At 70.8% G+C, this 25,559-nt stretch carries 25 protein-coding genes and 1 riboswitch; of the genes, 11 read left to right on the top strand and 14 right to left on the bottom strand.

Features of this window, described 5'->3' with window-relative positions; all coding sequences use genetic code 11:
- The first annotated feature begins 3 nt into the window (after positions 1-3).
- Complete coding sequence (locus ACN20J_RS30490; RefSeq protein WP_189837259.1) at positions 4-693, top strand: response regulator transcription factor; 690 nt, start codon at positions 4-6, stop codon at positions 691-693.
- Positions 690-2,132, top strand: a complete 1,443-nt coding sequence (locus ACN20J_RS30485) for a sensor histidine kinase (RefSeq protein WP_361915895.1) — start codon at positions 690-692, stop codon at positions 2,130-2,132. Before ACN20J_RS30490 ends, ACN20J_RS30485 begins: the two co-directional genes overlap by 4 nt.
- A gap of 26 nt (positions 2,133-2,158) precedes the next feature.
- Here the strand turns inward: ACN20J_RS30485 and ACN20J_RS30480 are convergent, their stop codons facing one another.
- The 4 genes from ACN20J_RS30480 to ACN20J_RS30465 form a co-directional block, all read right to left on the bottom strand.
- Complete coding sequence (locus tag ACN20J_RS30480; protein ID WP_189837257.1) at positions 2,159-2,560, bottom strand: ATP-binding protein; 402 nt, start codon at positions 2,558-2,560, stop codon at positions 2,159-2,161.
- Between the two features lie 95 nt (positions 2,561-2,655).
- The gene (locus tag ACN20J_RS30475; protein ID WP_419667264.1) at positions 2,656-4,206 is read right to left on the bottom strand and encodes an ABC transporter substrate-binding protein; all 1,551 of its coding nucleotides are present in this window, start codon (positions 4,204-4,206) and stop codon (positions 2,656-2,658) included.
- A 204-nt stretch (positions 4,207-4,410) separates the two neighbouring features.
- Positions 4,411-5,748: a metallophosphoesterase gene (locus ACN20J_RS30470; protein ID WP_419667263.1), complete on the bottom strand. Its 1,338-nt coding sequence runs from the start codon at positions 5,746-5,748 to the stop codon at positions 4,411-4,413.
- A 14-nt stretch (positions 5,749-5,762) separates the two neighbouring features.
- Positions 5,763-6,005, bottom strand: coding sequence for an SCO4848 family membrane protein (locus ACN20J_RS30465; RefSeq protein ID WP_055615755.1), 243 nt, complete (start codon positions 6,003-6,005; stop codon positions 5,763-5,765).
- A gap of 136 nt (positions 6,006-6,141) precedes the next feature.
- Between ACN20J_RS30465 and ACN20J_RS30460 the strand changes: the two genes are divergently transcribed.
- The gene (locus ACN20J_RS30460; protein WP_419667262.1) at positions 6,142-7,482 is read left to right on the top strand and encodes a D-alanyl-D-alanine carboxypeptidase family protein; all 1,341 of its coding nucleotides are present in this window, start codon (positions 6,142-6,144) and stop codon (positions 7,480-7,482) included.
- On the opposite strand, the gene ACN20J_RS30455 is transcribed toward ACN20J_RS30460, so the two are convergent.
- The 4 genes from ACN20J_RS30455 to ACN20J_RS30440 all read right to left on the bottom strand — a co-directional run bounded on the left by ACN20J_RS30455 (position 7,436) and on the right by ACN20J_RS30440 (position 10,470).
- Positions 7,436-8,509 (bottom strand): YihY/virulence factor BrkB family protein, encoded by a 1,074-nt coding sequence (locus ACN20J_RS30455; RefSeq protein WP_419667261.1) that lies wholly within the window; start codon positions 8,507-8,509, stop codon positions 7,436-7,438. The genes ACN20J_RS30460 and ACN20J_RS30455 overlap by 47 nt on opposite strands.
- Complete coding sequence (locus ACN20J_RS30450) at positions 8,497-8,901, bottom strand: GtrA family protein (protein WP_246575281.1); 405 nt, start codon at positions 8,899-8,901, stop codon at positions 8,497-8,499. Before ACN20J_RS30450 ends, ACN20J_RS30455 begins: the two co-directional genes overlap by 13 nt.
- 95 nt (positions 8,902-8,996) lie before the next feature.
- Positions 8,997-9,944 carry a decaprenyl-phosphate phosphoribosyltransferase gene (locus tag ACN20J_RS30445; RefSeq protein WP_190229575.1) on the bottom strand — a complete coding sequence of 316 codons (948 nt, stop codon included), beginning with the start codon at positions 9,942-9,944 and terminating at the stop codon, positions 8,997-8,999.
- Positions 9,937-10,470 (bottom strand): phosphatase PAP2 family protein, encoded by a 534-nt coding sequence (locus ACN20J_RS30440; protein ID WP_419667260.1) that lies wholly within the window; start codon positions 10,468-10,470, stop codon positions 9,937-9,939. Before ACN20J_RS30440 ends, ACN20J_RS30445 begins: the two co-directional genes overlap by 8 nt.
- A 132-nt stretch (positions 10,471-10,602) precedes the next feature.
- Here ACN20J_RS30440 and ACN20J_RS30435 point away from each other — a divergent pair, with 132 nt between their 5' ends.
- Together ACN20J_RS30435 and ACN20J_RS30430 are read left to right on the top strand one after the other, a co-directional pair.
- The gene (locus tag ACN20J_RS30435) at positions 10,603-11,958 is read left to right on the top strand and encodes an FAD-binding protein (RefSeq protein ID WP_419667259.1); all 1,356 of its coding nucleotides are present in this window, start codon (positions 10,603-10,605) and stop codon (positions 11,956-11,958) included.
- Positions 11,959-12,025: 67 nt separating this feature from the next.
- A complete protein-coding gene (locus ACN20J_RS30430; RefSeq protein WP_419667258.1) occupies positions 12,026-12,781 on the top strand; it encodes a decaprenylphospho-beta-D-erythro-pentofuranosid-2-ulose 2-reductase in 756 nt (251 codons plus the stop codon).
- Between the two features lie 68 nt (positions 12,782-12,849).
- Here the strand turns inward: ACN20J_RS30430 and ACN20J_RS30425 are convergent, their stop codons facing one another.
- From ACN20J_RS30425 to trpS, 3 genes are all read right to left on the bottom strand, one after another.
- Positions 12,850-14,082 (bottom strand): hypothetical protein, encoded by a 1,233-nt coding sequence (locus ACN20J_RS30425; protein WP_419667257.1) that lies wholly within the window; start codon positions 14,080-14,082, stop codon positions 12,850-12,852.
- A gap of 125 nt (positions 14,083-14,207) precedes the next feature.
- Positions 14,208-14,786: a 2'-5' RNA ligase family protein gene (locus ACN20J_RS30420; RefSeq protein WP_189837247.1), complete on the bottom strand. Its 579-nt coding sequence runs from the start codon at positions 14,784-14,786 to the stop codon at positions 14,208-14,210.
- A gap of 199 nt (positions 14,787-14,985) precedes the next feature.
- Positions 14,986-15,999 carry a tryptophan--tRNA ligase gene (gene trpS, locus ACN20J_RS30415; RefSeq protein ID WP_419667256.1) on the bottom strand — a complete coding sequence of 338 codons (1,014 nt, stop codon included), beginning with the start codon at positions 15,997-15,999 and terminating at the stop codon, positions 14,986-14,988.
- A 100-nt stretch (positions 16,000-16,099) separates the two neighbouring features.
- Here trpS and ACN20J_RS30410 point away from each other — a divergent pair, with 100 nt between their 5' ends.
- The 4 genes from ACN20J_RS30410 to ACN20J_RS30395 all read left to right on the top strand — a co-directional run bounded on the left by ACN20J_RS30410 (position 16,100) and on the right by ACN20J_RS30395 (position 19,876).
- The gene (locus ACN20J_RS30410) at positions 16,100-16,801 is read left to right on the top strand and encodes an RNA polymerase sigma factor (RefSeq protein ID WP_419667255.1); all 702 of its coding nucleotides are present in this window, start codon (positions 16,100-16,102) and stop codon (positions 16,799-16,801) included.
- A gap of 127 nt (positions 16,802-16,928) precedes the next feature.
- Positions 16,929-17,720, top strand: a complete 792-nt coding sequence (locus ACN20J_RS30405) for a hypothetical protein (protein WP_419667254.1) — start codon at positions 16,929-16,931, stop codon at positions 17,718-17,720.
- A 170-nt stretch (positions 17,721-17,890) separates the two neighbouring features.
- The gene (locus ACN20J_RS30400) at positions 17,891-18,679 is read left to right on the top strand and encodes a hypothetical protein (protein ID WP_419667253.1); all 789 of its coding nucleotides are present in this window, start codon (positions 17,891-17,893) and stop codon (positions 18,677-18,679) included.
- A gap of 681 nt (positions 18,680-19,360) precedes the next feature.
- The gene (locus ACN20J_RS30395; protein WP_419667252.1) at positions 19,361-19,876 is read left to right on the top strand and encodes a hypothetical protein; all 516 of its coding nucleotides are present in this window, start codon (positions 19,361-19,363) and stop codon (positions 19,874-19,876) included.
- A 15-nt stretch (positions 19,877-19,891) separates the two neighbouring features.
- On the opposite strand, the gene ACN20J_RS30390 is transcribed toward ACN20J_RS30395, so the two are convergent.
- Positions 19,892-21,337: a glycine hydroxymethyltransferase gene (locus ACN20J_RS30390; RefSeq protein WP_190229570.1), complete on the bottom strand. Its 1,446-nt coding sequence runs from the start codon at positions 21,335-21,337 to the stop codon at positions 19,892-19,894.
- Positions 21,338-21,369: 32 nt separating this feature from the next.
- A riboswitch (ZMP/ZTP riboswitch) is annotated at positions 21,370-21,456 on the bottom strand.
- A gap of 173 nt (positions 21,457-21,629) precedes the next feature.
- On the opposite strand from ACN20J_RS30390, the gene rocD reads away from it, so the two are divergent.
- Positions 21,630-22,835 carry an ornithine--oxo-acid transaminase gene (gene rocD / locus ACN20J_RS30385; protein ID WP_189837241.1) on the top strand — a complete coding sequence of 402 codons (1,206 nt, stop codon included), beginning with the start codon at positions 21,630-21,632 and terminating at the stop codon, positions 22,833-22,835.
- Positions 22,836-22,943: 108 nt separating this feature from the next.
- Here the strand turns inward: rocD and ACN20J_RS30380 are convergent, their stop codons facing one another.
- Together ACN20J_RS30380 and ACN20J_RS30375 are read right to left on the bottom strand one after the other, a co-directional pair.
- Positions 22,944-24,128, bottom strand: coding sequence for a glutathionylspermidine synthase family protein (locus tag ACN20J_RS30380; RefSeq protein ID WP_419667251.1), 1,185 nt, complete (start codon positions 24,126-24,128; stop codon positions 22,944-22,946).
- A gap of 50 nt (positions 24,129-24,178) precedes the next feature.
- Complete coding sequence (locus tag ACN20J_RS30375; RefSeq protein ID WP_189837239.1) at positions 24,179-24,538, bottom strand: hypothetical protein; 360 nt, start codon at positions 24,536-24,538, stop codon at positions 24,179-24,181.
- Between the two features lie 148 nt (positions 24,539-24,686).
- Between ACN20J_RS30375 and ACN20J_RS30370 the strand changes: the two genes are divergently transcribed.
- On the top strand, positions 24,687-25,547 hold the full coding sequence (locus tag ACN20J_RS30370; protein WP_189837238.1) for a hypothetical protein: 861 nt from the start codon (positions 24,687-24,689) through the stop codon (positions 25,545-25,547).
- Positions 25,548-25,559 lie beyond the last annotated feature (12 nt).

Raw genomic sequence — 25,559 nt, 5'->3', positions numbered from 1 at the left:
GGCATGACCGCTCACGAGGGTGCGACCGTCCTGGTCGTCGAGGACGAACCGAGCATCGCGGACGTCCTGGCCATCGCTCTGCGCTACCACCGCTTCGAGGTGATGACGGCGGGGACCGTGCGCCAGGCGCTGACGCTGGCCGAGCGCACCCGCCCGGACGCAGCGCTCCTCGACGTGATGCTCCCGGACGGCGACGGCCGGGCACTGGGCCGCGAACTGCGCGCGAAACAGCCCGATCTGGCCCTGGTGTTCCTGACCGCGAGGGACGCGCCGGCCGAGATCGTCGGCGCGCTCGCCTTCGGCGACGACTACATCACCAAGCCGTTCAACATCGACGAGGTGATCGCCCGCATCACCGCGGTCCTGCGCCGCACCCGTCCTGCCGACGTCCTCCCCGAGCGCCCGCCCCTGCGCTACGGGGACCTGGAGCTGGACGAGACGACGTACTCGGTGCACCGCGCGGGCCGCTCGGTCGAGCTCACCCCCACGGAGTACGCGCTCCTGCGCTTCCTCGTGCGCAACGGCGGCCGGATCGTCCCCAAGGAGCAACTCCTGCGCCACGTCTGGCAGTACGAGCACTCGGCCGAGTCGACCGTCGTCGAGACGTACATCAGCTATCTGCGCCGCAAGCTCGACGCCCTCGGCGCCCCGGTGATCACGACCCGCCGGGGCGTCGGATACGGGCTCGCATGATCTTCTCCCGCTGCCACAGCCGTGGCATCCACTCGCTGCGCGGCAAGCTGACGCTGGCCAACGTGGCGCTGCTGGCGCTCGGCATCATCGTGGCGACGGCGGTCAGCCTGATGGGCATGCGGTACTACCTGCTGGACCAGATCGACTCGGAACTCCTCAAAACACGGGACTCATTGGGAAGTACGCAGCTCACCGCCCGGCAGATCGACTCCCTGAGCGCGCTTGCACTCGTCCGGGACGGGAGGGTCCCGGAAACACAGGGGCCGCCGAAATCGGACTCCCTCTTCGCGGCGGTCGACGACGAGGGGCGGGCCACCACGATCGGCCGCTTCAAGCCGACGGAGAACCAGAACGAGCTGGCGGACGCGGTGGACGACCCCCGCGCCCTCACCGGTGACGCCGAGCCGCACGACGTGAGCGTGGGCGGCGATCCGTACCGGGTCACGGCCGTCTCCCTCACGGACGGCACGACCATCCTCATGGCCACCTCGACGGACGCCCTGCACAAGGGCATGGCCAAGGCCCTCAAGCTCGATCTGACCTTCGGCGCACTGCTGTTGGCGCTCCTCGCCGTACTGACCATGCTCAGCGTGAGCCGCCGGCTGCGGCCCCTGGAGGACATGGTGGAGACCTCGTCGGCGATCGCCGAGGGGGATCTGGCCCGGCGCGTGCCCTCCAGCCACCACCCCACCCAGGAGGTCGAGCAGCTGCGGCTCGCCCTCAACTCGATGCTCCACCAGGTCGAGTCGGCGTACCGCACCCGCGAGCGGAGCGCCACACAGCTGCGCCGCTTCGTCGCGGACGCCTCCCACGAACTGCGTACGCCCCTGTCGGCGATCCGCGGCTACCTCCAGCTGTACGACAAGGGCATGCTGCGCGAGCCTGGCGAGCGCAAGCGGGCCTGGGACCGGATGACCGGCGAGGCCGACCGCATGGCCCGCCTGGTCGACGAGCTGCTCACCCTGGCCCGCCTCGACCAGCAGCCCGAACTGCGCTTCAAGAACGTCGACCTGAGCCGTCTCGTGCGGGACGCGGCCGAGGATCTGCGGGCCCAGCAGCCCGAACGGCCGGTGACCGTCGGCGCCGACGGGGCCCTGCTGATACACGCCGACGAGTCGGGCCTGCGCCAGATCCTGGGCAACCTCGTGGCGAACGTACGGACGCACACGCCCGCGGATGTCGCGGTCACGCTCGGTCTGGAGCGGGTCGACGGGGTCGTGCGTCTTTGTGTCGCCGACGAGGGGCCCGGTCTTGAGGAGGACGACGCCTCGCGCATCTTCGACCGGTTCTTCCGGGCGGGCGGGGGTGCGGGCAGTGGGCTGGGCATGGCCATCGTTCAGGGGGTGGTCGTGGCTCATGGGGGTGAGGTGGTGGTGCGGACGGCGCCGGGTGAGGGGCTGGCGGTGACGGTTACGTTGCCTGCGAAGGCCTGCGGTTGATTGTCCGGGCGGCTCTTCTCGGGGGGCTAAGCCGCCGGAACCAGTGCCCACACCGTCTTGCCGTATCTTCCCCGGCTCCACACTCCCCAGGCAGACGTGAGGTGTTCCACCAGGGTCAGGCCTCGGCCGGACTCCTCGTCGTACTCGCCGACCACCCGCAGGCGGGGCTGGACGGGGCTCTCGTCGGAGACCTCTATGAGGCAGGAGCCGTCCGCGATCACGGTGACGGCGACCTCGAACTCCCGCTCCAGCAGCGGCCCGTGGCGCACGGCGTTCGTCGCGAGCTCGGACACGAGCAGTACGACGTCCTCGAAGGCCTGCTCCCCCGCGCTGTGCCCCCAGTTCGACAGATGGTCGCGCACCCGCCGCCGGGCGAGCCCGACCGAAGCCGGATGCCGGGGCAGCCGGAAGGAGTTGCGTCTCAACACGTTTGCTCCTCACCCCGCGCACACCTTCGTCACAAGGTATGCGTGGGGTGAGCCCATCGCGTCACTGACGCAATCGTCAACCCCGCGCGAACGCGTCAGATCCGACCGAGGCTCCACAGCCGGAAGACCCCGGTGCCGTCGGACAGGTACTGTCCGCCGCCCACGGCCTCGCTGCTCAGTACGTAATCCTTGCGCTGCCACAGCGGAACGAGCGGAACATCGCGGGCGACGTCGTCCTGGACCGCCCGGAAGTCCCCCTCCGTGCGACTGCGGTCCGCGTACTGCCGGCTGTCCTGAATCCGCCGGTCCACGTCCTTGCTGCTGTAGCCGTTCTTCATGCTGCCGCCGGTGCCGACCAGCGGCGCGGTGAAGTTGTCCGGGTCGGGGAAGTCGGCGACCCACCCGACGGCGTACGCGTCCAGCTCGCCGTCCGCGTACCGCTTCTGGAAGTCGGTCCACTCGTAGCCCTTGAGCGTCACCTGGAAGAGTCCGCCCCGCTCCAACTGCCGTTTGAGCTCGGCGGCTTCCGCGCCGGCCGCGTCCCTTCCCTTCGCGTAGCCGTAGGTGAAGCGCACGGGTGTCTTCACTCCGGCGGCGGTGAGCAGTGCCTTCGCCCGCGCGGGATCGGGTTTCGGGTAGGCGTCGAAGAAGGAGTCCGTGTGCCCGGTGATGCCCGCGGGGATCAGCGAGTAGAGCGGATCGACCGTGCCCTGGTACGTCGTGGCGGCCAGTTCGTCGCGGTCGACCAGCAGGACCAGCGCCTGCCGTACGCGGCGGTCGTGGAGCGGTGATCCGGCCCGCACGTCGAGGTACAGATTGCGTGTCTCCGCGCCGGCCGCCTCCGTGACGCGATGGCCGGGATCGCTCGGCGACAGCCCGGCGAGCACCTTCGGCGGCAGCGTGCGCGCGACGACGTCGACCTTCTTGGCCTTCCAGGCGGCGTCGAGCTTCGCGGGGGTCGCGTAGTAGCGCACGACGGCGGATTCCCCCTTGCTCCGCGCCGCCCCCCGATAGCGGGAGTTCGGCGTCAGCACGGCCCGCTGATCCTTCGTGTACGTCTTCAGCGTGTACGGTCCCGAGCCGTCGACCCCGTTGCCGGTACGCAGCGAGTGCCCGGAGTAACGGGTGCGGTCGACGATCGAACCGGCGCCGGTGGCGACCTTGAACGGGAACGTGGCGTCCGGCGACGACAGATGGAAGGTGACGGTCAGCCCTTCCGCGTCCACCGAACCCAGCGTGTCGAACAACGGGGCCGGTCCCACGGCCGAGTCGATGGACCTGACCCGGTCGAAGGAGAACTTCACGTCCTCTGCGGTCATCGTGCGCCCGCTGGGGAATGTGATGCCCTCCTTCAGCGTGCACCGGTACGTGGTCAGGCCCGTACCGACGAATGCGCAGCTCCTGGCGGCGTCGGGCACGGGGGCCGCGCCGCCCGGCTCGAAGGTCAGCAGCGACTGGAAGACGTTGCTGAACAGGTCCCAGGACCCGGCGTCGTAGGCGCCCGCCGGATCGAGGGCCGTCACCGCGTCCGTCGTACCGACGGTGATGGACCCGCCGCCGCCCGTCGGCAGCAGCTGCCAGCCGCCGATGCCTACGGCGACCAGCACCAGAACCACCGCGAGAATCCGTATGCGAACCGATCGCATCGGCGCCCCTCCTGGAGCCACGCTCCCGTGGCTCGATCCCGCCACTCCCCCAGTGGCTCCTCGTGCCACTCCCCGGTGGCGCGAGGCACTCAACCACAGGGGTTTCGGGCGACGGAAGGCTTATGGGGAGTGTTGGGAGAAAGCTGACCAAGCGATGGTTTCCGGCCGCTTTCCCAGCTCGCTCCCAGGCGTGACGTGTGCGCCTCAGGCCTGCCGGGAAGCCAGCTCCACGATCGTGATGTCGGACGGCGCGCCCACCCGCGTGGGCGGCCCCCAGGCACCGGCGCCCCGCGACACGTACAACTGCGTGTCCCCGTACCGCTCCAGGCCGGCGAGGGTCGGATTGGCCTGATCCGCGATGAGGCTGCCCGGCCACAACTGGCCGCCGTGCGTGTGCCCCGAGAGCTGAAGATCCACGCCATGTTCGACGGAGTCATGGATCTGCACCGGCTGGTGTGCGAGCAACACACATGCCCGCGACCGGTCCCGGTCGCCGAGCGCCTTGACGAAGTCGGGCCCCTGCCCCTCGTCCTCACCGGCCACGTCGTTGACCCCGGCGAGATCGAAATCGGCCAGTTCCGTACGGGCGTTCTCCAGCGGGCGCAGCCCCAACTCCCGTACGCGCGTGACCCACTCCTCGGCCCCGGAGAAGTACTCGTGATTGCCGGTGACGAAGAACGACCCGTGCCGTGCCTTCAACTGGGCGAGGGGCGCGGCGGCGGGCCCGAGATCCTTCACGCTGCCGTCGACGAGGTCCCCCACGACCGCGATGAGGTCGGGCTGCGTCGAGTTGATCGTGTCGACGACCTTCTGCGCGAACCCACGTCCCAGTACGGGCCCGAGGTGCACATCGCTGACGACGGCGATCCGGTATCCGTGGGCCGACCTGGGGAGTTTCGCGAGGGGTACGGTCACCCGCTTCACCTTGGGCCCGCGCAGGACGCCGTACGTCCCGTATCCGACGGTCCCCACCGCCGCGGCGGCAGCGGCCCCGCCGACCACGCGCGAGACGAAGAGGCGACGCGAGGGACCGCTGGCCGCGGGCTCCGGCTTCTCGGCGGGCCCGGGCCCGGGCTTGGCTCCGGATCCGGCCTCGGCCCCGGCTTCTGCTCCCGCCTCGGCCTCGGAGAGTGTCTCGGGTTCCGAGGAAGGATCGGCTTCCAGGTCTGGCACTCGCGTGCGTACGGGTGTGTTCTCGCGTACGCCCACCGGCTCCACCGCCGGCGTCGAGCGCCGCTCCAGAACCCGCCGGAGCAACGGCCGCACGACCTCTCCCACCAGCAGCCCCAGCAGGAGATAGAGCGAGAAGGCCATCCACAGGAACCCCGGCCAGGCCAGCACCTGCTGCAGCCAGAACGGTGCCCCGCCCCGCTCGGACGCGATCGCCGCGAACATGAGGAACGGCCCGCCGACGACCAGGGCCGTGCCCACCCGACGGGCCACGCCCGGCCGCGCCGTCGTGTCGCGCACCATCCGGCGCCACACGTACCAGTGCAGACCGCCGAACACGGCCAGGACCAGGACCACGAACACGATGATCACGCGGAGACTCCCCGTTATGACGTGTGACGCAAGGCTCGAACACCGCGCAACCCGATGCCCCCGACGACCGTCCCCAAGACAAAGGAGACAACGGCGAGCGTCAGGTGCACCCAGAAGTACCCGGTCGGATCGCCCGCGTCGTCGAACGCGAGCCCACTCCCGTCCTTCCACAGGTTCTTGACGAAAGTGATCCAGATGACCCAGCTCCACACTCCGAAGGCGAGCAGGAACCAGGAGACGGGACGGCTGAGCTTCATGGGTTCAGTATCGCCGCCGTCGAACGGCACCGGCGTCCGGGGTGGGGAGGACCACAGCGGGAACGACCGCGGCGATACGCGCCACGGCGGGGAGCACCGCGCGACTTCACGCCCCTCGCCCTGTACGTTCTCGACCGTGCCCGCCATGAAAAAGACCGCCAAGTCCTCCTTGCTGGTCACCTCCGCCACCCTGTTGTCGTTCTCGCTCGCGCTCACCGCGACCGCCACCGCGCCGGCCCTCGCGGACGACAAGCCCTCCTCGACTCCGTCGGCGACTCCGTCAACGTCGTCCTCTCCGTCGGGCAAGTCGTCGACCAGCCCCTCGGCCACGCCCCCGGCGGACATGTCGACCGTGGGCGGCGCCCAGCTCGGCCGGTCCGGCACCCAGGCGAACCTCGGCGCCGGTGCCCCGGTCCTCCCGAAGGACCTGAGCGCCCGTTCCTGGATCGTCGCGGACGCCGAGTCGGGCGATGTCCTCGCCTCGCACAACGCGCACTGGCGGCTGCCCCCGGCGAGCACGCTGAAGATGCTCTTCGCGGACACGCTGCTGCCGAAGTTCCCGAAGACGGAGAAGCACAAGGTCGTGTCGTCCGACCTGGCGGGCATCGGCCCGGGCTCCAGCATGGTGGGCATAAAGGAGGACGAGACGTACACGGTCCACGACCTGTGGCTCGGCGTCTTCCTTCGCTCCGGCAACGACGCGGTCCACGTCCTGTCCGCGATGAACAAGGGCGTCGACCAGACCGTCAAGGACATGAACGAGCACGCGGAGGAGCTCCAGGCCCTCGACACGACCGTGGTCAGTCCGGACGGGTACGACGAGAAGGGGCAGGTGTCGTCGGCGTACGACCTGACCCTGTTCGCCCGCTCCGGCCTGCAGAAGAAGGACTTCCGGGAGTACTGCTCGACGGTCCGCGCGAAGTTCCCCGGCGAGACCAAGAAGAACAAGAAGGGCAAGACGACCCGCGGGTCCTTCGAGATCCAGAACACCAACCGGCTGCTCACCGGTGACTACGGTCTCGACGCCTACAAAGGCATCGCAGGTGTGAAGAACGGCAACACCACGAACGCGGGCTCGACCTTCACTGGTGTCGCCGAGCGCGACGGCAAGGTGCTGCTCGTCACGGTCATGAACCCCGAGAAGGAGGAGCACGACCAGGTCTACAAGGAGACCGCGAAGCTCCTCGACTGGGGCTTCCAGGCGTCCGGCAAGGTCGACCCGGTGGGCGAACTTGTGCCGCCGAAGAGCGCGGACACGGGCGCGCAGCCGGGCGCGAACGCCTCCGGCGAGGCGGGCGGTTCGGGCGACGGCAAGGACTCCTCGAAGCCCGTCGCGGCCTCGGCCGAGACGGACGGTTCGAGCGGGGTCGGTATCGCGCTGGCGATCGCGGGCGGCGTCCTCGTGCTCCTCGCGGCCGGTGTCTTCGTGATCAACCGCCGCTGGCCGCTGCCCGACCTGATGCGCCGCCGCCGCTGACACCGGCGGACTTGCCGACTCCGGCGGATTTGCCGATGCCTGCGGATTTACCGACGCCTGTGCCGGTGGATCCGCCGGAGTCGGTGACCGTGCCGGGTCCGGCTGACCCGCCGGACCCGGCCGGTCCGTCCGCCGCGGCGGAGTCGTCGGGCTCGGACGGCTCTTCGGACCCGGCCGGTTCCTCGTGCTCCGTCGCCGTCCATGCGGCGCAGTACAACAGCAGCTTCGAGGTGAAGTTGATCCACAGGAGCAGTGCGATGGGCACCCCGAACGCCCCGTACATACTCTTCGACGCGACACCCTGCATATAGCCGCTGAGCAGCAGTTTCAGCAGCTCGAACCCGGCCGCGCCGATGAGCGCGGCGACCACGAGGCGGCGGCGCGCGGGCTGGACTCCGGGCAGCAGCGTCAGGACGTACAGGAGCAGCAGGAAGTCGGCGAGGACGGCCACGGCGAACGCGGCGGTCTGCAGCAGCACCCCGCCCCAGCCGTCCTCGTCGATGCCGAACTGCCGGGCCGTCCAGCCCACCGCGCTCGACGCGACGGTGGAGGCGGCGAGCGTGACGAGCACGGCGCCGCCGAGACCGACGAGTACGCCGGCGTCCTTGAGCTTGCTCAGGAAGGGGTTGTCCTCCTCGTCCGGCAGCTCCCAGACCGCGCGCAGGCACTCGCGCATCGAGCCGACCCAGCCGATGCCGGTGAACAGCAGCAGGGCGCCCGCGATGAGTCCGACCGTGCCGGCGTTGTCGACGAGACCGCCGATGTCGAGCTGGTCGGAGATGCCCGGCACCTGCTCGGCGATCTTCTCCTGCAGCTTGTCCTGCCCCTCCTTGTCGAGCGTCGCGGCGGCGATCGCCGCCGCGACGGTGATCAGTGGGAACAGCGCGACGAAGCTGATGAAGGTCATCGCGGCGGCGAGCCGCGTCCACTTCACCCGGTCCAGCCGTTCGTACGAGCGCCACGCGTGCGTGGCCATCAGACGTGTGACCAACGGGCCCACGCCGGGGAGCTTTTTCAGCCAGTCCATGATCCGACTCTGCCCTCGCCTCGGAAAACCAATGTCCGGGTACCCCAAAACCGCAGGACAGTGGCGAGCGCCATGCCGATTCCTGAACCCGACACCGTGTCCGCGCGCGGGGAGGTGAAGCCGAGGCCGTAGTGGCTGATGAGGATGCACAGCAGCTGGACGAGGGCGCCGGCGACGTTCACCGCGAAGAAGACCGCGTACCGGCGCAGGCCCCCCGTCGCCGTGTGGCGGTAGGTGCCGAGCGCGTTGCCCGCGTACGCGACCGAGCAGCCCGCCACGAACGACAGGGCCTTGGCGGTCAGCGGGTCCAGCCCGACGGGGCCGCGCAGCCAGACGAAGAGGGCGAGGTCGGCGGCGTACGCAAGGAGCCCGACGGCGGCGAAGCCGAGCAGCTCGTGGGCGCCGGGGCGCCGGGCCCGCGACTTCGGCCGTGGGTGAGGCTGGGCCTGAGCCTGGGGCCCGGGGGCCTTGAGTCGCTGTGCGTGGCTCACCAGTTGGCCACCGCCAGGCCGTACATCGCGAGCCACACCACGCCGATGAGGGCGAGCGCGCGGTCGCGCAGGACGACGTCCTCGGGTTCGCCGGCGGTGCCGCGGTCGGCGAACACCGCGTATCTCAGGACCGCGAGGATGAAGGCGACCATCGACAGCTGCCGCCAGGGCAGGACGCTGGTGTGGGGTACGCCGCCCTCCTCCAGGGCCCACAGGCAGTAGCCGAGGACGGCGACCGAGGCGGCGAGCTGCCAGACGAAGCGCAGGTAGCCGGTGGTGTATTCGGTGAGCAACGCGCGCGTGGCGCCCGCTTTCCCGGCCATCTGCACGGCTTCGGAGTAGCGCTTCGCGGAGACCATGAAGAGCGCGCCGAAGCCGGTCGTGATCAGGAACCAGCGCGACAGCGGAATCCCGAGCGCGAGTCCCCCGATCATGGCCCGCATCAGGAACCCGGTGGTCACCACGACGAGGTCGACCACGAGGACATGCTTGAGGCTGATGCAGTACGCGAACTGCATGCCCAGGTAGGCGGTCAGCAGGGCCGAGGTGAGCGGGGAGCACAGGAACGCGGCGACCGTCGGAGCGACGACGGCGAGCGCGATCCCTACGGAGTAGGCGACCGCTACGGGCACCTGTCCGGCGGCGACCGGCCGGTGGCGCTTGACCGGGTGGGCGCGGTCGGCGTCGGCGTCCCGGGCGTCGTTGACCAGGTAGACGCCGGCGGCGCAGGCCGTGAACAGCACGAAGACCAGCGCGATCTGGGTCAGCGCGTGACGCGAGAAGAGCTCACCGGCCGCGGCCGGGGCGGCGATCACGAGGACGTTTTTGACCCACTGTTTCGGACGGGCGGTCCTGATCAGCCCTCTTAGGAGGCCGCTTTTCTCCCGGGCGGGCTGTTTCTCGTGCTTCTTGTGCGTGCTCTCCAGGAGGACCGTTTCAGCCATGGTCACGGCCTCCTGTCATCCAACGGGCCCCGAGCCGGGCCGTGATCGCGCCGAGCGCCGCGCCCGCGGCCACGTCGGAGGGGTAGTGGACGCCGACGACCAGCCGCGAGAGGCACATCGCGGCGGCCAGCGGGGGCACCACGTGGGCGCCGAGCGCTCCGAAGGCCACGGCCGCCGCCGCCGCGGAGGTGGCGTGCGAGCTGGGGAAGGAGTGCCGGCCCGCGGTGCGGACCAGCGGTTCGACGTGCCGTGGGCGTGGGCGTCGTACGAGCCGTTTCACGCCCATGCTGGCGAGGTGCGCGCCCGCGGTCAGGGCCGTGCCTCGCAGCCAGGCGCCGCGCCGCTCCCGGTCGACGGCCGCTCCGGCGAGGCCCGCCGCGAGCCACAGCGCGCCGTGCTCGCCGGCCAGGGACAGGGCCCGCGCGGCGGCGGCGACGCGGGGGGTGGCACCGCGGGCGTGGAGGGCCGTAAGGATCCGGTGGTCCAGGTCGGGGCGGTCGTCGTGCTGGTCGTCGTGGTGGTCCATGTGGACTCACTGTTCACGTCAACACGGCAGGAACTCCGGCAATATTGAGCGACATCCCATTAATCACCCATTTCGGGGAGAGTAAGGATGTTAGGGAACTACCGGTCACTTTCGGGCGATACGGTCGCGTGCATGCCTGCCGACACGGTTTCCGTCACGGGGTGGGGCCGCACCGCCCCCACCACCGCCCGTCTGATCCGCCCTCGTTCGTACGAGGAGGCCGCGGCGGCCGTACGGGAGTGCGGGGCCCGCGGAGGCATCCCACGGGGCCTGGGACGGGCGTACGGGGACGCGGCACAGAACGCGGGCGGGGCCGTGTTCGACATGACGGGCCTGGACCGCGTCCACGCGATCGACGCCGACGGCGGGACCGTGCTGTGCGACGCGGGCGTCTCGTTGCACCGCCTCATGGAAGTCCTGCTGCCACTGGGCTGGTTCGTGCCGGTGACGCCCGGGACGCGCTATGTGACGGTCGGCGGGGCGATCGGCGCGGACATCCACGGCAAGAACCACCACGTGTCCGGCTCGTTCGCCCGCCATGTGCTCTCCTTCGAACTGCTGACCGCGGACGGCGAGATCCGTACGGTGAGCCACGGCACGCCCCTCTTCGACGCCACGGCGGGCGGGATGGGCCTGACCGGTGTCATCCTCACGGCCACCGTCCGGCTGCAGCCCGTCCGGACGTCGTTGATGTCGGTCGACACGGAACGCGCCACGGACCTGGACGACTTGATGGCCCGCCTCACGGCCACCGACCACCGCTACCGCTACTCGGTCGCCTGGATCGATCTGCTGGCCCGCGGCGCGTCCATGGGGCGTTCGGTGCTGACCCGGGGCGATCACGCACCCCTGGAGGCGCTGGCGGACCGCACGCGCGCGCGTAGAGCCCCACTGGAGTTCCGTCCCGGCAGCCTGCCCGCCGCCCCCGCCTGGCTGCCCGAGGGACTGCTCGGCCCGACGACGGTCGGCCTCTTCAACGAGCTCTGGTACCGCAGGGCGCCCCGCGCGCGCAGCGGCGAACTGCAGCGGATCTCCACCTTCTTCCACCCGCTCGACGGCGTGCCGCACTGGAACCGCGTCTACGGGCGCGGTGGTTTCGTGCAGTACCAGTTCGTCGTCGGGTACGGGCAGGAGGACGCCCTGCGCCGGATCGTGCACCGCATCTCGCAGCGCCGCTGCCCCTCCTTCCTCGCCGTACTGAAGCGCTTCGGGGAGGGCGATCCGGGCTGGCTGTCCTTCCCGATGCCCGGCTGGACCCTCGCGCTCGACATCCCAGCGAACCTGCCGGGGCTCGGCGGCTTCCTGGACGAGCTGGACGAGGAGGTGACCGCGGCGGCCGGGCGTGTCTACCTGGCCAAGGACTCCCGGCTGCGGCCCGAGCTGCTCTCGGAGATGTATCCGCGGCTGGGCGATTTCCGGGCGCTGCGCGAGGAGTTGGACCCGCGTTCCGTCTTCACCTCGGACCTGTCCCGCCGCCTCGGCCTCTGAGGCGAGCCGCTCGATGAGTTCGGTTTTCCCACTCTCTCTGAATCTCTCTCCATAGGAGTTCGGTTTCATGAAGGACGCCTTCGGTGCCCCCCAGTCCATGCTCGTTCTCGGCGGCACGTCCGAGATCGCGCTGGCCACCGCGCGGCGGCTGATCGCCCGCCGCACCCGCACGGTGTGGCTCGCCGGCCGGCCCTCGCCCGCACTGGAGACGGCCGCCGCCGACCTGCGCGTCCTCGGCGCCGACGTCCGTACGGTCGCCTTCGACGCGCTCGACCCGGACGCCCACGAGACCGCCCTCGGCAAGGTCTTCACCGAGGGCGACATCGACCTCGTACTGCTCGCCTTCGGTGTCCTCGGCGACCAGTCGCGCGACGAGAACGAGCCCGGCTCGGCGGTCCGTGTCGCGCAGACCAACTACACGGGCGCGGTGTCGTCGGGGCTGGTGTGCGCGCGGGCCCTCCAGGCCCAGGGCCACGGCTCCCTGGTCGTGCTCTCCTCGGTGGCCGGCGAGCGCGCCCGCCGCGCCAACTTCATCTACGGCTCCAGCAAGGCGGGCCTCGACGCCTTCGCCCAGGGCCTGGGCGACGCCCTGCACGGCACGGGCGTCCACGTGATGGTCGTACGCCCCGGCTTCGTCCGCACCAGGATGACGACGGGCCTGCCGGAGGCTCCCCTCGCGACGACCCCCGAGGCGGTCGCCACGGCCATCGAGACGGGCCTGCGCCGACGCTCCGAGACGGTGTGGGTGCCGGGGGCGCTGCGGGTGGTCATGTCGGCACTGAGGCACGTACCGCGGGCGGTGTTCCGCCGCCTGCCGATCTAGGGGACTGCCTTCTGGGCACCCCGCACTCCAAGTACCGCCCCGGCCACTGCCCCGCTCCCCGCGGAGCGCTACCGCTCGAGCGAGACGATCACGGACTTGCTCATCGGATTCCCGCTCTGGTTGACCTGGACGTGCCCAACGCCAAGAACCCGGTCGGTACCCGGCACGACCTCCACGGCCGACAGCCACAGAGACTGCCGGGAAGTCGGCCGTACCCCACCCTCGCTGGGCAACCGGGGCCGCTTGATCTTCGTACAGGCACCGTCCGTGCCGACGTACCGGTTGCCGTCCAGGAAGAGTCCACGCTTGCCGTCGACCGCCATCGGGACGCGCCCGGCGCAGTCCCCCTCGGCGTCGGGCGCCTTGGCCCAGTCGGAGCCGTCCCAGCGGAGCCGTACGGCCTCCTCCTGGGGTTCGTCCTCCACCTCGCCGTGGTTGAAGCTGTGCGTGCCGTACGCGCGGACGTCGTCGGCCGCGAGAGCGAGGACGTCGTCGATCGAGGCGCTGGGCTCGGGCGGCACCGGCTCGGGGAAGCGGTAGGCGGGGGTCTCCGTCAGCTGCCAGGAGGAGCCGTCCCAGTGCACGGCCGCGGGCTGTGTGAACTCTCCGCCGTCACTGCCGTCACCCGTATCGCGGTGGCCGACGGCCCACAGGTCGTCGGCCGCGACGCCGTCGAGAGAGACGACGTTGGCGGGCAGGGTCGAGGTGCTCCACCGGGTGCCGTCCCAGTGGTGGATCCGCGACTCGCCGCTCAGGGCCCAGACGTCGTCGGCCGCGAAGGCCTTCATGTCGACGAGCCGGCCGCCGTCGCCCGGCAGCTCCGGGAGCGCGGTCCAGCGTGTGCCGTCCCAGCGGACCGTCCGTGGCCCTGCCAGGGTCGGCTGCGAGGCCGTCAGCAGGAACCCGTCCGGGCCCAGGGAGTCGAAACGGGCCTCGTGGACGGTGGAGCCGAGCGCGGCGGGCATCGGCTGCCGCTGCCAGCGCGTGCCGTCGTAGCGGAGCAGGAAGCCGTCGTCGGGTGACGGATTCGCACTGTCCGTGGCGGTGACCGTGCCCGCTGCCCAGACGTCGTCGTCGGCCGTCGCGATCACGTCCGTCAGCTTGCTCTCGGCGCTTTCGTCACTCCCGGCGTCGAGGATTTCGTCGTACGCCCAGGTCAGCCCGGACGTCCCGCCGGTGGCCGGTGAGGAGGACGAGGGCGGCTTCGCCTTGCCGTCATCTCCGTCGTCGCCGTCGGCCTCCGTACCGCATCCGGCCAGCGCGAGGCCCAGCACGGCGAGCCCCGTCACGATCCTGCGCAATGATCCCCCTGGTCGTCCTGATCGCCGGACACCTCGCCCGCCCGGCCCGCGGCCTGTCTGATCCGCGACAAAGGTCTGATCCGCGGACTGTCCGACCACAGACTGTCCGACCACGGACCGTGCGCTCAGCGGGCCGGGAGCGGGCCCCGCTCGGCGCGGGCGGCCTGCGGCGGTACGACCGCGCCCCCGAAGACGTAGTCACGCAGCCTGCGCCACACGCCGTCGGCGCCCTGTTCGTAGAGCGCGAAGCCGGTGCACGGCCAGTCGGCCGCGTACTCCGCAAGCTCCTCGAACGCCCGGTCCATCGCCTCGTCGTCGATGCCGTGCGCCACCGTCACATGCGGGTGGTACGGGAACTGCAGCTCGCGCGCCACGGGCCCGGACGCGTCCCTGACCTGCTTCTGCAGCCAGGTGCAGGCCTCGGCCCCCTCGACGACCTGCACGAACACGACGGGCGACAGCGGACGGAAGGTTCCCGTGCCCGACAGGCGCATCAGGAAGGGCCGGCCGGCCGCCGCGACCTCGACGAGATGCGCCTCGATCGCGGGCAGCGCCGACTCCTCGACCTCGGTCGGCGGCAGCAGTGTGACGTGCGTGGGGATGCCGGAAGCCGCGGGGTCGCCGAAGCCCGCGCGCCGCTCCTGGAGCAGGCTGCCGTGTGGCTCCGGGACCGCGATCGACACACCGATCGTTACGGTCCCCACGTCGTCTCCTGTCGTTCGTCGTTGTGTTGATGTTCCGTCGTGTTTATGTACGTCTCGGGCAGGGGTTGCTGCCGGTTCGGCTATCGACTGTACGGCCGTACGGCCCCGTTCCGGTTGTCGTACCGGTGTTGTCCTGGTCTCGTACTGGCTGTTGTCCCGGTCGTCGGCCCGGTTGTGGTTCCGGGCGTCGTCCCGGCAGTCAGTGCTTCGCCGGCAGGAAACCCACTCTGTCGTACGTCTGGGAGAGGGTCTCCGCGGCGACGGCGCGGGCCTTCTCGGCCCCCTTGGCCAGGATCGAGTCGAGCGTCTCCGGGTCGTCCAGATACTGCTGGGTACGCTCCCGGAACGGCATCACGAAGTCGACCATGACCTCGGCGAGGTCGGTCTTCAGCGCACCGTAGCCCTTGCCGACGTACTTCTGCTCCAGTTCCGCGATACCGGTTCCGGTGAGGGTGGAGTAGATGGTCAGCAGGTTGCTGACGCCGGGCTTGTTCTCGACGTCGTACCTGATCACCGTGTCCGTGTCGGTGACCGCGCTCTTGACCTTCTTGGCGGTGACCTTCGGCTCGTCGAGAAGGTTGATGAGGCCCTTCGGAGTCGACGCCGACTTGCTCATCTTGATCGCCGGGTCCTGGAGATCGAAGATCTTCGCCGTCTCCTTGAGGATGTACGGCTTCGGAACGGTGAACGTCTGCCCGAAGCGGCCGTTGAAGCGCTCGGCGAGGTCGCGCGTCAGCTCGATGTGCTGGCGCTGGTCCTCACCCACCGGGACCTCGTTGGCCTGGTACAGCAGGATGTCCGCGACCTGGAGGATCGGGTACGTGAAGAGGCCGACCGAGGCGCGCTCGGCGCCCTGCTTGGCGGACTTGTCCTTGAACTGGGTCATGCGGGACGCCTCGCCGAAGCCGGTGAGGCAGTTCATGATCCAGGCGAGCTGTGCGTGCTCTGGGACATGGCTCTGGACGAAGAGCGTGCAGCGCTCCGGGTCGAGACCGGCGGCCAGCAGCTGGGCCGCGGCGAGCCGGGTGTTGTCGCGGAGGTCCGCGGGGTCCTGCGGAATGGTGATCGCGTGCAGGTCGACGACCATGTAGAACGCGTCGTGGGACTCCTGCAGGGCCACCCACTGACGGACGGCGCCGAGGTAATTGCCGAGGTGGAACGAGCCGGCGGTGGGCTGGATTCCAGAAAGCACGCGAGGACGGTCTGAAGCCATGCTCACCATTCTCTCAGGTGTCGGGCGCCGTTCCGGAACTGGTCGGAAACAGATGTGACACGGGTGGGAACCGATCTGCCTCGGGCGGTGTAACAAGAGCGTGAGGACGCGGGAGGGGGGCCGCATCGTCGATGAGGCCGCGGTGATCGCACGCGTGCGCGCCGGAGAGCCGGAGGCGTATGCGGAGCTGGTGCGTGCCCATACGGGCCTCGCGCTCAGGGCGGCCGCGGCACTGGGGGCGGGTGCGGACGCGGAGGACGTGGTGCAGCAGGCCTTCTTCAAGGCCTACTGCTCCTTGGGGCGCTTTCGGGACGGCGCGGCGTTCAAGCCATGGCTGCTCTCGATCGTCGCCAATGAGACGAGGAACACAGTGCGGACGGCGGTGCGCCAGCGGACGCTGGCCGGCCGTGAGGCCGCTCTCGTCGAGGCCGAGCCGCTGATACCGGAATCGGCGGATCCGGCGGCTGCGGCCCTGGAGGTCGAGCGCCGGACGGCCCTGCTCACCGCCCTGGAAGGACTGGGCGAGGACCACCGCCTGGTCGTCACCTACCGCTATCTGCTGGAGATGGACGAGTCGGAGACCGCCCAGGCCCTGGGCTGGCCACGGGGGACGGTGAAATCCCGGCTCAACCGCGCCCTGCGGAAGCTCGGCAGACTTCTGCCGGATTTCGAGCCGCGGGAGGGGCTGGCGGACTCGGGGGGTTCGGGGAGTTCAGGGGGTTCGGAGGGCTTGGACGGCCGTCCAAGCCGGGACGGCCTGAGAGGTCGGAAGGCGCGGGGAGGAGGTGATGAGCGTGAGTGACTCCGACGAGTCGTACGAGGCGGGGGGCGCGGGGGCGTCCTCCGGTGATCGGGGCCGGGATGGAGGCCGGGACGGGCAGGGGCCGCGGGCGGGGCAAGGAAATGGGCGCGGGGAGGGTGTCTCTCGGTTGCCCGAGGAATTGCGGGCGCTCGGGCGGGCGCTGGACCGGCCCGGGGCGGCGGGCGGTGAGTCGATGGTCGAGCGGGTGCTGGAGCAGATACTCGCCGAGCACGTGCCGGTCCCCGTGGCCGAGCCCCCGGGCCTCGCGGAGCGGCTGAGGGCCGTGCGCCGCTGGGCCCGGGCGCGTCGGCGTGCGCTGGCCGCGGGGCTGTGCGGGCTGCTGGCGGTCCTCGTGCTCACGCCTCCGGTGCGCGCCGCGGTCGTCGAGTGGTTCGACTTCGGCGGGGTGGAGGTGCGGTACGACCCGTCGGCGACGCCTTCACCGGGGGCCGAGGTGCCCGGCTGCGGCGGCCCGTCCCTCACGCTCGCCGAGGCCGAGCGGAGGGCGGGTTTCGCGCCCCTCGCACCCCCTGCCCTGGGAACCCCGGAAGCGGTGACGGTGACCCGCGAGCCGAAGGGACGGTTCCTGATCACCCTGTGCTGGCGCGAGCAGGGGCACACGGTCCGGCTGGACGAGTATCCGGCGGTGCTGAGTCCCGGCTTCACCAAGTTCGTGACGGAGCAGCCGGAGTATGTGCCGCTGGGCGAGGACTCAGACTTCGTGGAGCGTACGGCGCTGTGGTTCTCCGACCCTCATCTGCTGCGCCTCTGGCTGATGGACGGGGACGGGGAGTTCATCCACTCCACGCGGACCGCAGGACCCACTCTGCTGTGGGTGCACGGGGGCGACATGACGCTCCGGCTGGAGGGCGTGGCGTCGAGGGCGCGGGCGGTGGAGATCGCGAAGTCGCTGGAATAGCGGGCCTGTTGGCCGGGGTGGGGCGGGGCAGGGCGAAGCGGGCTGGGGTGGGCCCGGGTCCTCGAAATTTTGGTCCGTGTCGAGTGGGAACCCCGGCGGGTCGAGCGGTGTACCAGAAGTGACACGCGGGTGCGGACGGACCGCACCGGGACCGATTGGGGGGTGTCGGGATGCGCAGGGTTCGTGCACGGGTGACGGGGAGCCGGGGCCGGGGCTGGGGCTGGGGCCGGGGCTGGGCGGCGGTTTCGGTGTGGGCGATGGCGCTCGGCCTGGTCGTGATGTGGGCGCCCACCGCGACGGCCGGTGGTCCGACGAGTGTGCTGGTCGTCTCGCCGGAGAGCGGACAGAGCGCGGCGCTCTACAACTCGAAGGAGGAGTACGGGGAGTTGCAGCGCCTCCTCGGAGCGCCGGACAGCGGCACCCGCAAGGAACCGCCCGGGCTGGGCGTGGGCAGCGGGCGGCAGATCAACGTCACGTGGATGCTCCATGACGTGTCGCCCTGGCGGGTCGACCGCGTCTATCCGGAGACACCACGCACCAAGGACGTCTGGATACACACGGCGGCCAACGTTCCGGAGTCCATGAACGGCTACTGGCACAGGGCCGGGCAACCAGCCGCGGTGCGAGCGCTGTTGAAGAAGCTCGGCGTGCTTGGCGAATCGTCGCCCGGCGAGGGCGCGGGGGCCATCTATCCGGCGCCCTGGGAGACGACGGAGGGTGCCGCCGCCGCGCCCGCGCCGGAGTCCGGGCCCACGGAGCAGTCCGGCACGGCGACCGCGGCGGCGACGCCGGACGACGGCACCGACTGGTGGTGGGCCATACCTGGGCTGGCGACCGGGGCTGTGCTGGCCCTGGGACTGCGGCCGGTCGTCGGGCGGTTGCCGGGGGTACGGGAATTGAGCCGTCGACGGGCGCGCGTGCGGGAGGCGGGTCCTCGACAGGAGCTGAGGGATGTCTGAGCCGGGCTTCTGAGAAGGGCGTCTGACAAGGGGCGTTTGAGAGGGACTTCCGGGTGGGGTGTCGGGGGGGGACCTGTCGGAGGAGGGGCCTTGTGCGGAGGAGGAGTTGGGTGGAGGGCGAGTTGCGGTGAGCAGGGCTTGTGAGGGGGAAGCCGTGAGGCAGGGCTCATGAAGGTCGGGGGCGGGCACTTGGGGACGAACCTCGGTTTGCGGCGCCGAAGAACGGGGGCGGCCCGTGGCGGGCGAATCCGGGGAACGGGGGTCCGGGGAACGAGGGTCCGGGACATGCTGCTCCCGGGGCTAGGGATCTGGGGCCGACGCATCCGGGGCCTACGAATCTGGAGCCTACGGATCCGTGGAACGAGGCCCCAGGGCATGAGTGCGGCCCGTCGCCCTCGAGCCGGGCGGGCAGATGCGGGTCCGGGCAGGCAGGTAAGAGAGGGCCCGGGCGGCTGGCTCGGCGGCGGAGTGTCTGCCGGAACCGTGTGCGTCATAGCCGCGCTTGTCGTCGTGGCTCTCGCCGGGCTCGGGGCGCCTCGGGCACACGCGGCGGTGCCGTCCGCGGCCCCAATATCGCCATCGCCATCGCCATCGCCATCGACGCCGGCCCCGGCGCCGGATCCCGACGTTCCGAACCTGGCCGTGGTCATGGCGGGGGACGGCAGCGGGCGAACGACGAGCGTGCGTTCGGGGGATCCGTACTTCGCGCGGCTCTGGCGGCTGTTGGGGCCGTCGGCCACGGACACGGAGAAGGTTCCGCAGGAGTGGCTGGAGGGCGACTTTCCTGCCGTGCGGGCCACCGTGATCTGGGGGACTACCGGCGTGGGCGGCTGGCCCGAGACGGAGAGTGCGCCCGGGGGCGACATCTATATGGGGCGCCAGGACCAGCTGTTTCTCGCGGACGACGGCACACCCTGGATACGGAGCGACCCGGCGGTCGACGTGAACGACGACGACATCCGCTGGCATCGGGCACCGCGGTCGGTCTACGACCAGTTGGAGGGGAAGGAGTTGTTCGGTCCGGGGCGCGTGACGGGCGGTGCGGCCGGTCCCGCGGGCGGCCCGGGGTGGGCGATAGCCGGACTCGCGGCGGGCCTCGCCCTCGGCTCGGGCGGCACCCTGCTGATACGCCGCGCGGCGGCCGGGCGTGAGCCTGGGCCGCCGCGGGAGTCACGACAGGAGTTGATCGACTTGTGAGTCGGGGCCTCGGTCTCAGCCGAGGTCGATCTCCGGGTAGAGCGGGAAGCCGGTCAGGAGGTCGGTCGCCCGGTGGGAGATCTCGTCGGCGATCTTCGGGTCCAGGATGTGCTGGGCCTTGGAAGGGGCGCCCTTGGCGGTGGTGCCGGGCTCCGTGGTGGCGAGGACGCGGTCGATGAGGCCGGCGATCTCGTCCATCTCGGTGGCGCCGAGGCCACGGGTGGTCAGGGCCGGGGTGCCGATGCGGATGCCGGAGGTGTACCAGGCGCCGTTCGGGTCGGCGGGGATGGCGTTGCGGTTGGTGACGATGCCCGAGTCGAGCAGGGCGGACTCGGCCTGGCGGCCGGTGAGGCCGTAGGAGGAGGCGACGTCGATGAGGTTGAGGTGGTTGTCGGTGCCGCCGGTGACCAGCGTGGCGCCGCGTCGCATCAGGCCCTCGGCGAGAGCGCGGGCGTTGTCGACGACGGCCTGGGCGTAGTCGCGGAACTCGGGGCGGCGGGCCTCGGCGAGTGCGACCGCCTTGGCGGCCATGACGTGCGGAAGGGGGCCGCCGAGAACCATCGGGCAGCCGCGGTCGACCTGGTCGGCGAGGGAGGAGTCGCACAGGACCATGCCGCCGCGCGGGCCGCGCAGCGACTTGTGCGTGGTCGTGGTGACGATCTGGGCGTGCGGCACCGGGTCGAAGTCGCCGGTGAGGACCTTGCCGGCGACGAGGCCCGCGAAGTGCGCCATGTCGACCATGAGCGTGGCGCCGACCTCGTCGGCGATCTCCCGCATGATCCGGAAGTTCACGAGACGGGGGTAGGCGGAGTAGCCAGCGACGATGATCAGGGGCTTGAACTCACGGGCGGAGGTGCGCAGGGCCTCGTAGTCGATGAGGCCGGTGGCGGGGTCGGTGCCGTAGGAGCGCTGGTCGAACATCTTGCCGGAGATGTTCGGGCGGAAGCCGTGGGTGAGGTGGCCGCCGGCGTCCAGGGACATGCCGAGCATGCGCTGGTTGCCGAAGGCCTGGCGCAGTTCGGCCCAGTCGGCGTCGGAGAGGTCGTTGACGTTGCGGACGCCGGCCTTCTGCAGGGCGGGGGCCTCGACGCGGGCGGCGAGGACGGCCCAGAAGGCGACGAGGTTGGCGTCGATGCCGGAGTGCGGCTGGGCGTAGGCGTGCTCGGCGCCGAAGAGCTCGCGGGCGTGCTCGGCGGCGAGGGCCTCGACGGTGTCCACGTTGCGGCAGCCGGCGTAGAAGCGGCGGCCGACGGTGCCTTCGGCGTACTTGTCGCTGAACCAGTTGCCCATCGCGAGGAGGGTGGCCGGGGAGGCGTAGTTCTCGGAGGCGATCAGCTTGAGCATCTCGCGCTGGTCGGCGACTTCCTGCCCGATGGCGTCGGCGACGCGGGGCTCGACGGCGCGGATCACTTCGAGGGCGCTGCGGAAGGCGGTGGATTCGTTGGAGAGGGGCTCTGGCATGACGGCCTCCGGACGTGGGCGTTCGGCGTTCACGGTTCGGCCCAGGCGCACGGCACACAGTTCATGGGCCGCTCCCCGATGGTCCATCCCATCCCAGCGCGCCAGTCACGGCCCGTGGATCAGCGTACCGGGCGCGCCGGTTCACCGGGTTCCCGCGTCCACCATGCGAGCGACGATAGGAAAGGGGCCACACGCAGTCGTACGGCCGGCAGGGAGGCGGGCCGGAGCTCTGGCACAGAAGCGGGAAAAGAAGCAGGTCACGAGCCCTTGTGCGGCCGGAAACGGAGACCCCGTGAGCACCACCGAAGAACTGATCGCCTCGGCCGAAGCGCACAGCGCGCCCACCTACCACCCGCTGCCGGTCGTCGTGGCGACGGCGGACGGGGCCTGGATGACGGATGTCGAGGGGCGCCGCTATCTGGATCTGCTGGCCGGGTATTCGGCGCTGAATTTCGGTCACGGCAACAGGCGGCTGATCGAGGCGGCGAAGGCGCAGCTGGAGCGGGTGACGTTGACGTCGCGGGCGTTCCATCACGACAGGTTCGCCGAGTTCTGCGCGCGGCTGGCCGAGTTGTGCGGCATGGAGATGGTGCTGCCGATGAACACGGGCGCGGAGGCGGTCGAGTCGGCCGTGAAGACCGCCCGAAAGTGGGGGTACCGGGTCAAGGGCGTGCCCGAGGGGATGGCGAAGGTCGTCGTGGCGGGCAACAACTTCCACGGGCGTACGACGACGATCATCAGCTTCTCCACGGATTCCGAGGCGCGGGCGGACTTCGGTCCGTACACGCCGGGCTTCGAGATCGTGCCGTACGGGGATCTGACGGCGATGCGCGCGGCGGTCACGGAGAACACGGTGGCCGTGCTGCTGGAGCCCATTCAGGGCGAGGCGGGGGTGCTGGTGCCGCCGGCCGGTTATCTCGCGGGCGTACGGGAGCTGACGCGGGAGCGGAACGTGCTGTTCGTAGCGGACGAGATCCAGTCGGGCCTCGGGCGGACGGGGCGGACCTTCGCGTGTGAGCACGAGGGGGTCGTGCCGGACATGTATGTGCTGGGCAAGGCGCTCGGGGGCGGGGTCGTGCCGGTGTCGGCGGTGGTGTCGTCGCGCGAGGTGCTCGGGGTGTTCCGGCCGGGTGAGCACGGGTCGACGTTCGGCGGGAATCCGCTGGCCTGTGCGGTGGCACTGGAGGTGATCGCGATGTTGCGGTCGGGCGAGTACCAGCGGCGGGCCACCGAGCTGGGCGACCATCTGCACCGGGAGCTGGGGCAGTTGGCCGGTTCGGGCCGGATCACCCAGGTGCGGGGGCGCGGGCTGTGGGCGGGGATCGACATCGACCCGGTGTACGGCACGGGGCGGGAGATCTCCGAGAAGCTGATGGACCGGGGTGTGCTGGTCAAGGACACCCATGGGTCCACGGTCCGGATCGCGCCGCCGCTGGTGATCAGTAAGGAGGACCTGGACTGGGGGCTGGCGCAGCTGCGGGGTGTGCTGGGGGTGTGACCGGCCCCTCCGGTCTCGCCGGTCTCGCAGGCCCCTCTGATCCCGCAGGCCCCTCTGGTCTCGCCGGACCGGGGGCGCCCGGCGCGGTGCCGGTGGACAGCCGGGGGGTCACAGGATCACGTGCGGCAGGAAGCGGGCGTACTCGTCCGTGATCAGGCCGGAGGATTCGCGGATGCCGAGGCCTGCCGACTCGTTCTCGACGACCCAGGCTCCGAGGACGACGCGGTTGCCGTCGAAGGAAGGGAGATGTGCCAACTCCTGGTAGCAGCAGGGTTCTTCGCGGAGGACGGGAGCGGAGCCCGGTTCGTGGACCGTGACTCCGGCGCCCTCGCGGCCGAGCAGGGGCTTGGCCACGTATCCGCGGGTGGTGGCCAGTTCGCGTGGGCCGTCGAGGTAGGCGGGGAGGAGGTTGGGGTGGTCCGGGTACAGCTCCCAGAGGATCGCGAGGAGGGCCTTGTTGCTGAGCAGCATCTTCCAGGCCGGCTCGATCCACATCGTGGTCCCCGTGCCGCCGCCGTTGTCGAGGGTGGCGAGGACGTGCGGGGCGAAGCGGTCGGTGGTGAGCCATTCCCAGGGGTAGAGCTTGAAGCAGCTGCGGATGAAGCGGAGTTGCTTGTCGACGAAGCGGCCGGAGAGGCGGTCCCAGCCGATCTCCTCCATGGCGATCCAGGAGGTGTCGAGGCCGGCCTGTTCCGCGGTCTCCTTCAGATAGGCGACGGTCATCAGGTCCTCGCCGAGTTCGTCGGCGGCGGAGTGCGCGAAGTAGAGGGGGCTGCCGGGCGGGAGGAGGGCGGACTGTTTCTTCCACGCGTCGATGAGGCGTTCGTGGAGGGAGTTCCACTGGTCGGCGCCGGGGAAGCGTTCCTCCATCCAGAACCACTGGGGGCTGGCGGCCTCGACGAGTGAGGTCGGGGTGTCGGCGTTGTACTCCAGGAGCTTCGCCGGGCCCGTGCCGTCGTATCGGAGGTCGAAACGGCCGTACAGGGACGGGAGTTCGGCGCGGCGGTGCCAGGCCTCGGTGACTGCCTCCACGACTCGCGGGTCGGTGATGCCGAGGTCGGTGAGGCGGTTCTCGGTGACGATGTGTTCGGCCGCGGCCAGGCACATCGTGTGGAGTTCCTCGACGACCTCCTCCAGTGCCTCGACCTCGGGGAGGGAGAAGACGTAGTACGCGGACTCGTCCCAGTACGGGCGCAGGGAGTCGTCCGGGTAGCGCGTGAGGGGGTAGATGAGGCCCTGTTCCTCAACGGTCTGCTGCCAGCCGGGGCGGGGGGTCGTGGTGCGGCGTTCCATGACGGCGGTCCGGTTCCTCGGAGTTGCTGGGTTCTCCCGACTTCCCGGGGTCAGCCGCCGCCGCTGCCCGAGCCGGAGCAGCCGAAGCCGTCCCGGTCGACGGCCTCGCTGCGGCTGAAGGTGCCGTAGTCGGCGTAGCCGGCGCTGACGTCGGAGTCGTAGTACCAGGCGGCGTCGATCGTGCCGGTCCGGCTGCCGCCGCTCTTGCGGTTCTTGCCGGACGAGGAGGAGGTGGAGCCCGACTTGCAGTTCTTGTCGGCGACGATCTTGTAGCCGTCGTACTCGTAGCTGTCGCGGTCCACGCAGCGGCGGTCGGGGTCGGAACCGCACGAGGTGAGGGCCGCGGCGAGGACGCCCATTCCGCCGAGTACGACCGTGCTCGAACGCAGTTTCCTGCGCTGGTCCGCCATGTTCTCTCCCCCGTTGGGCCCGTCCGGCGGGCTCGTCCATGGCCGGTTCGCTTGTCCGGCCCCGGACAGGTTAAAGATCAGGTGAGCGGGTTGTACAAACGGCTCTCCTGAACTCTCCCTCCCCTAGAGTCGCTTTGTGCTCTTTGGAATGGTGTGTGCCCTCGGCGCGGCGGTGTGCTTCGGCACGGCGACGGTCTTGCAGGCGATCGCGGCGCGGGCGGCCGAACCGACGGCGGACGCCTCCGGCTCGTCCGGTGTGGACGCCGCCTTGTTGTGGCGGGCGCTGCGCGAGTGGCGGTACCTCGCCGGGCTCGCGCTCGACGGGGTCGGGTTCGTGCTGCAGATCGCGGCTCTGCGGTCGCTGCCGATCTACACGGTGGGGGCGGCGCTCGCCGCGAGCCTCGCCGTGACGGCGGTGGTCGCGGCATGGCTGCTCCATGTGCGGCTGAGCGGGCTGGAATGGGGCGCGGTAGCGGTGGTGTGCGCGGGGCTCGCGATGCTCGGGCTCGCGTCCGGGGAGGAGGGGGACAAGGCCGGGTCGACCGCGCTCAAGTACGCGATGCTCGGCACCGCCGTGGTCGTGCTGCTCCTCGGCGCGCTGGCCGGACGGCTGCCCGATCGGGCCCGGGCTCTCGCGCTCGGACTGGGTGCAGGGTTCGGGTTCGGGGTGGTCGAGGTGTCGGTCCGGCTCATCGACGGCCTCACCCCCTCGGCGCTCTTCACCAACCCGGCGACGTACGCCCTGCTGCTGGGCGGAGGCGCGGCGTTCCTGCTTCTCACCTCGGCGCTCCAGCGGGGCTCGGTGACCACGGCCACGGCGGGGCTGGTCATCGGCGAGACCATCGGTCCCGCGGTGGTGGGCGTGGTGTGGCTGGGCGACCGTACGCGCGAGGGGCTGGCCTGGCTGGCCGTGCTCGGCTTCGCCGTGGCGGTGGCCGGGGCGCTGGCGCTGGCCCGCTTCGGGGAGGCGCCGGTGGAGGTGGACGAGTCGGAGTCGGTTGCGCCCTAGGGCTCCACAGGT

The sequence above is a fragment of the Streptomyces sp. 2-1 genome (genome assembly GCF_048564895.1).
Lineage (GTDB): Bacteria > Actinomycetota > Actinomycetes > Streptomycetales > Streptomycetaceae > Streptomyces > Streptomyces phaeochromogenes.
The sequence above is the reverse complement of the archived record's forward strand: the minus strand, read 5'-3'. Positions and strand labels throughout refer to the sequence as shown.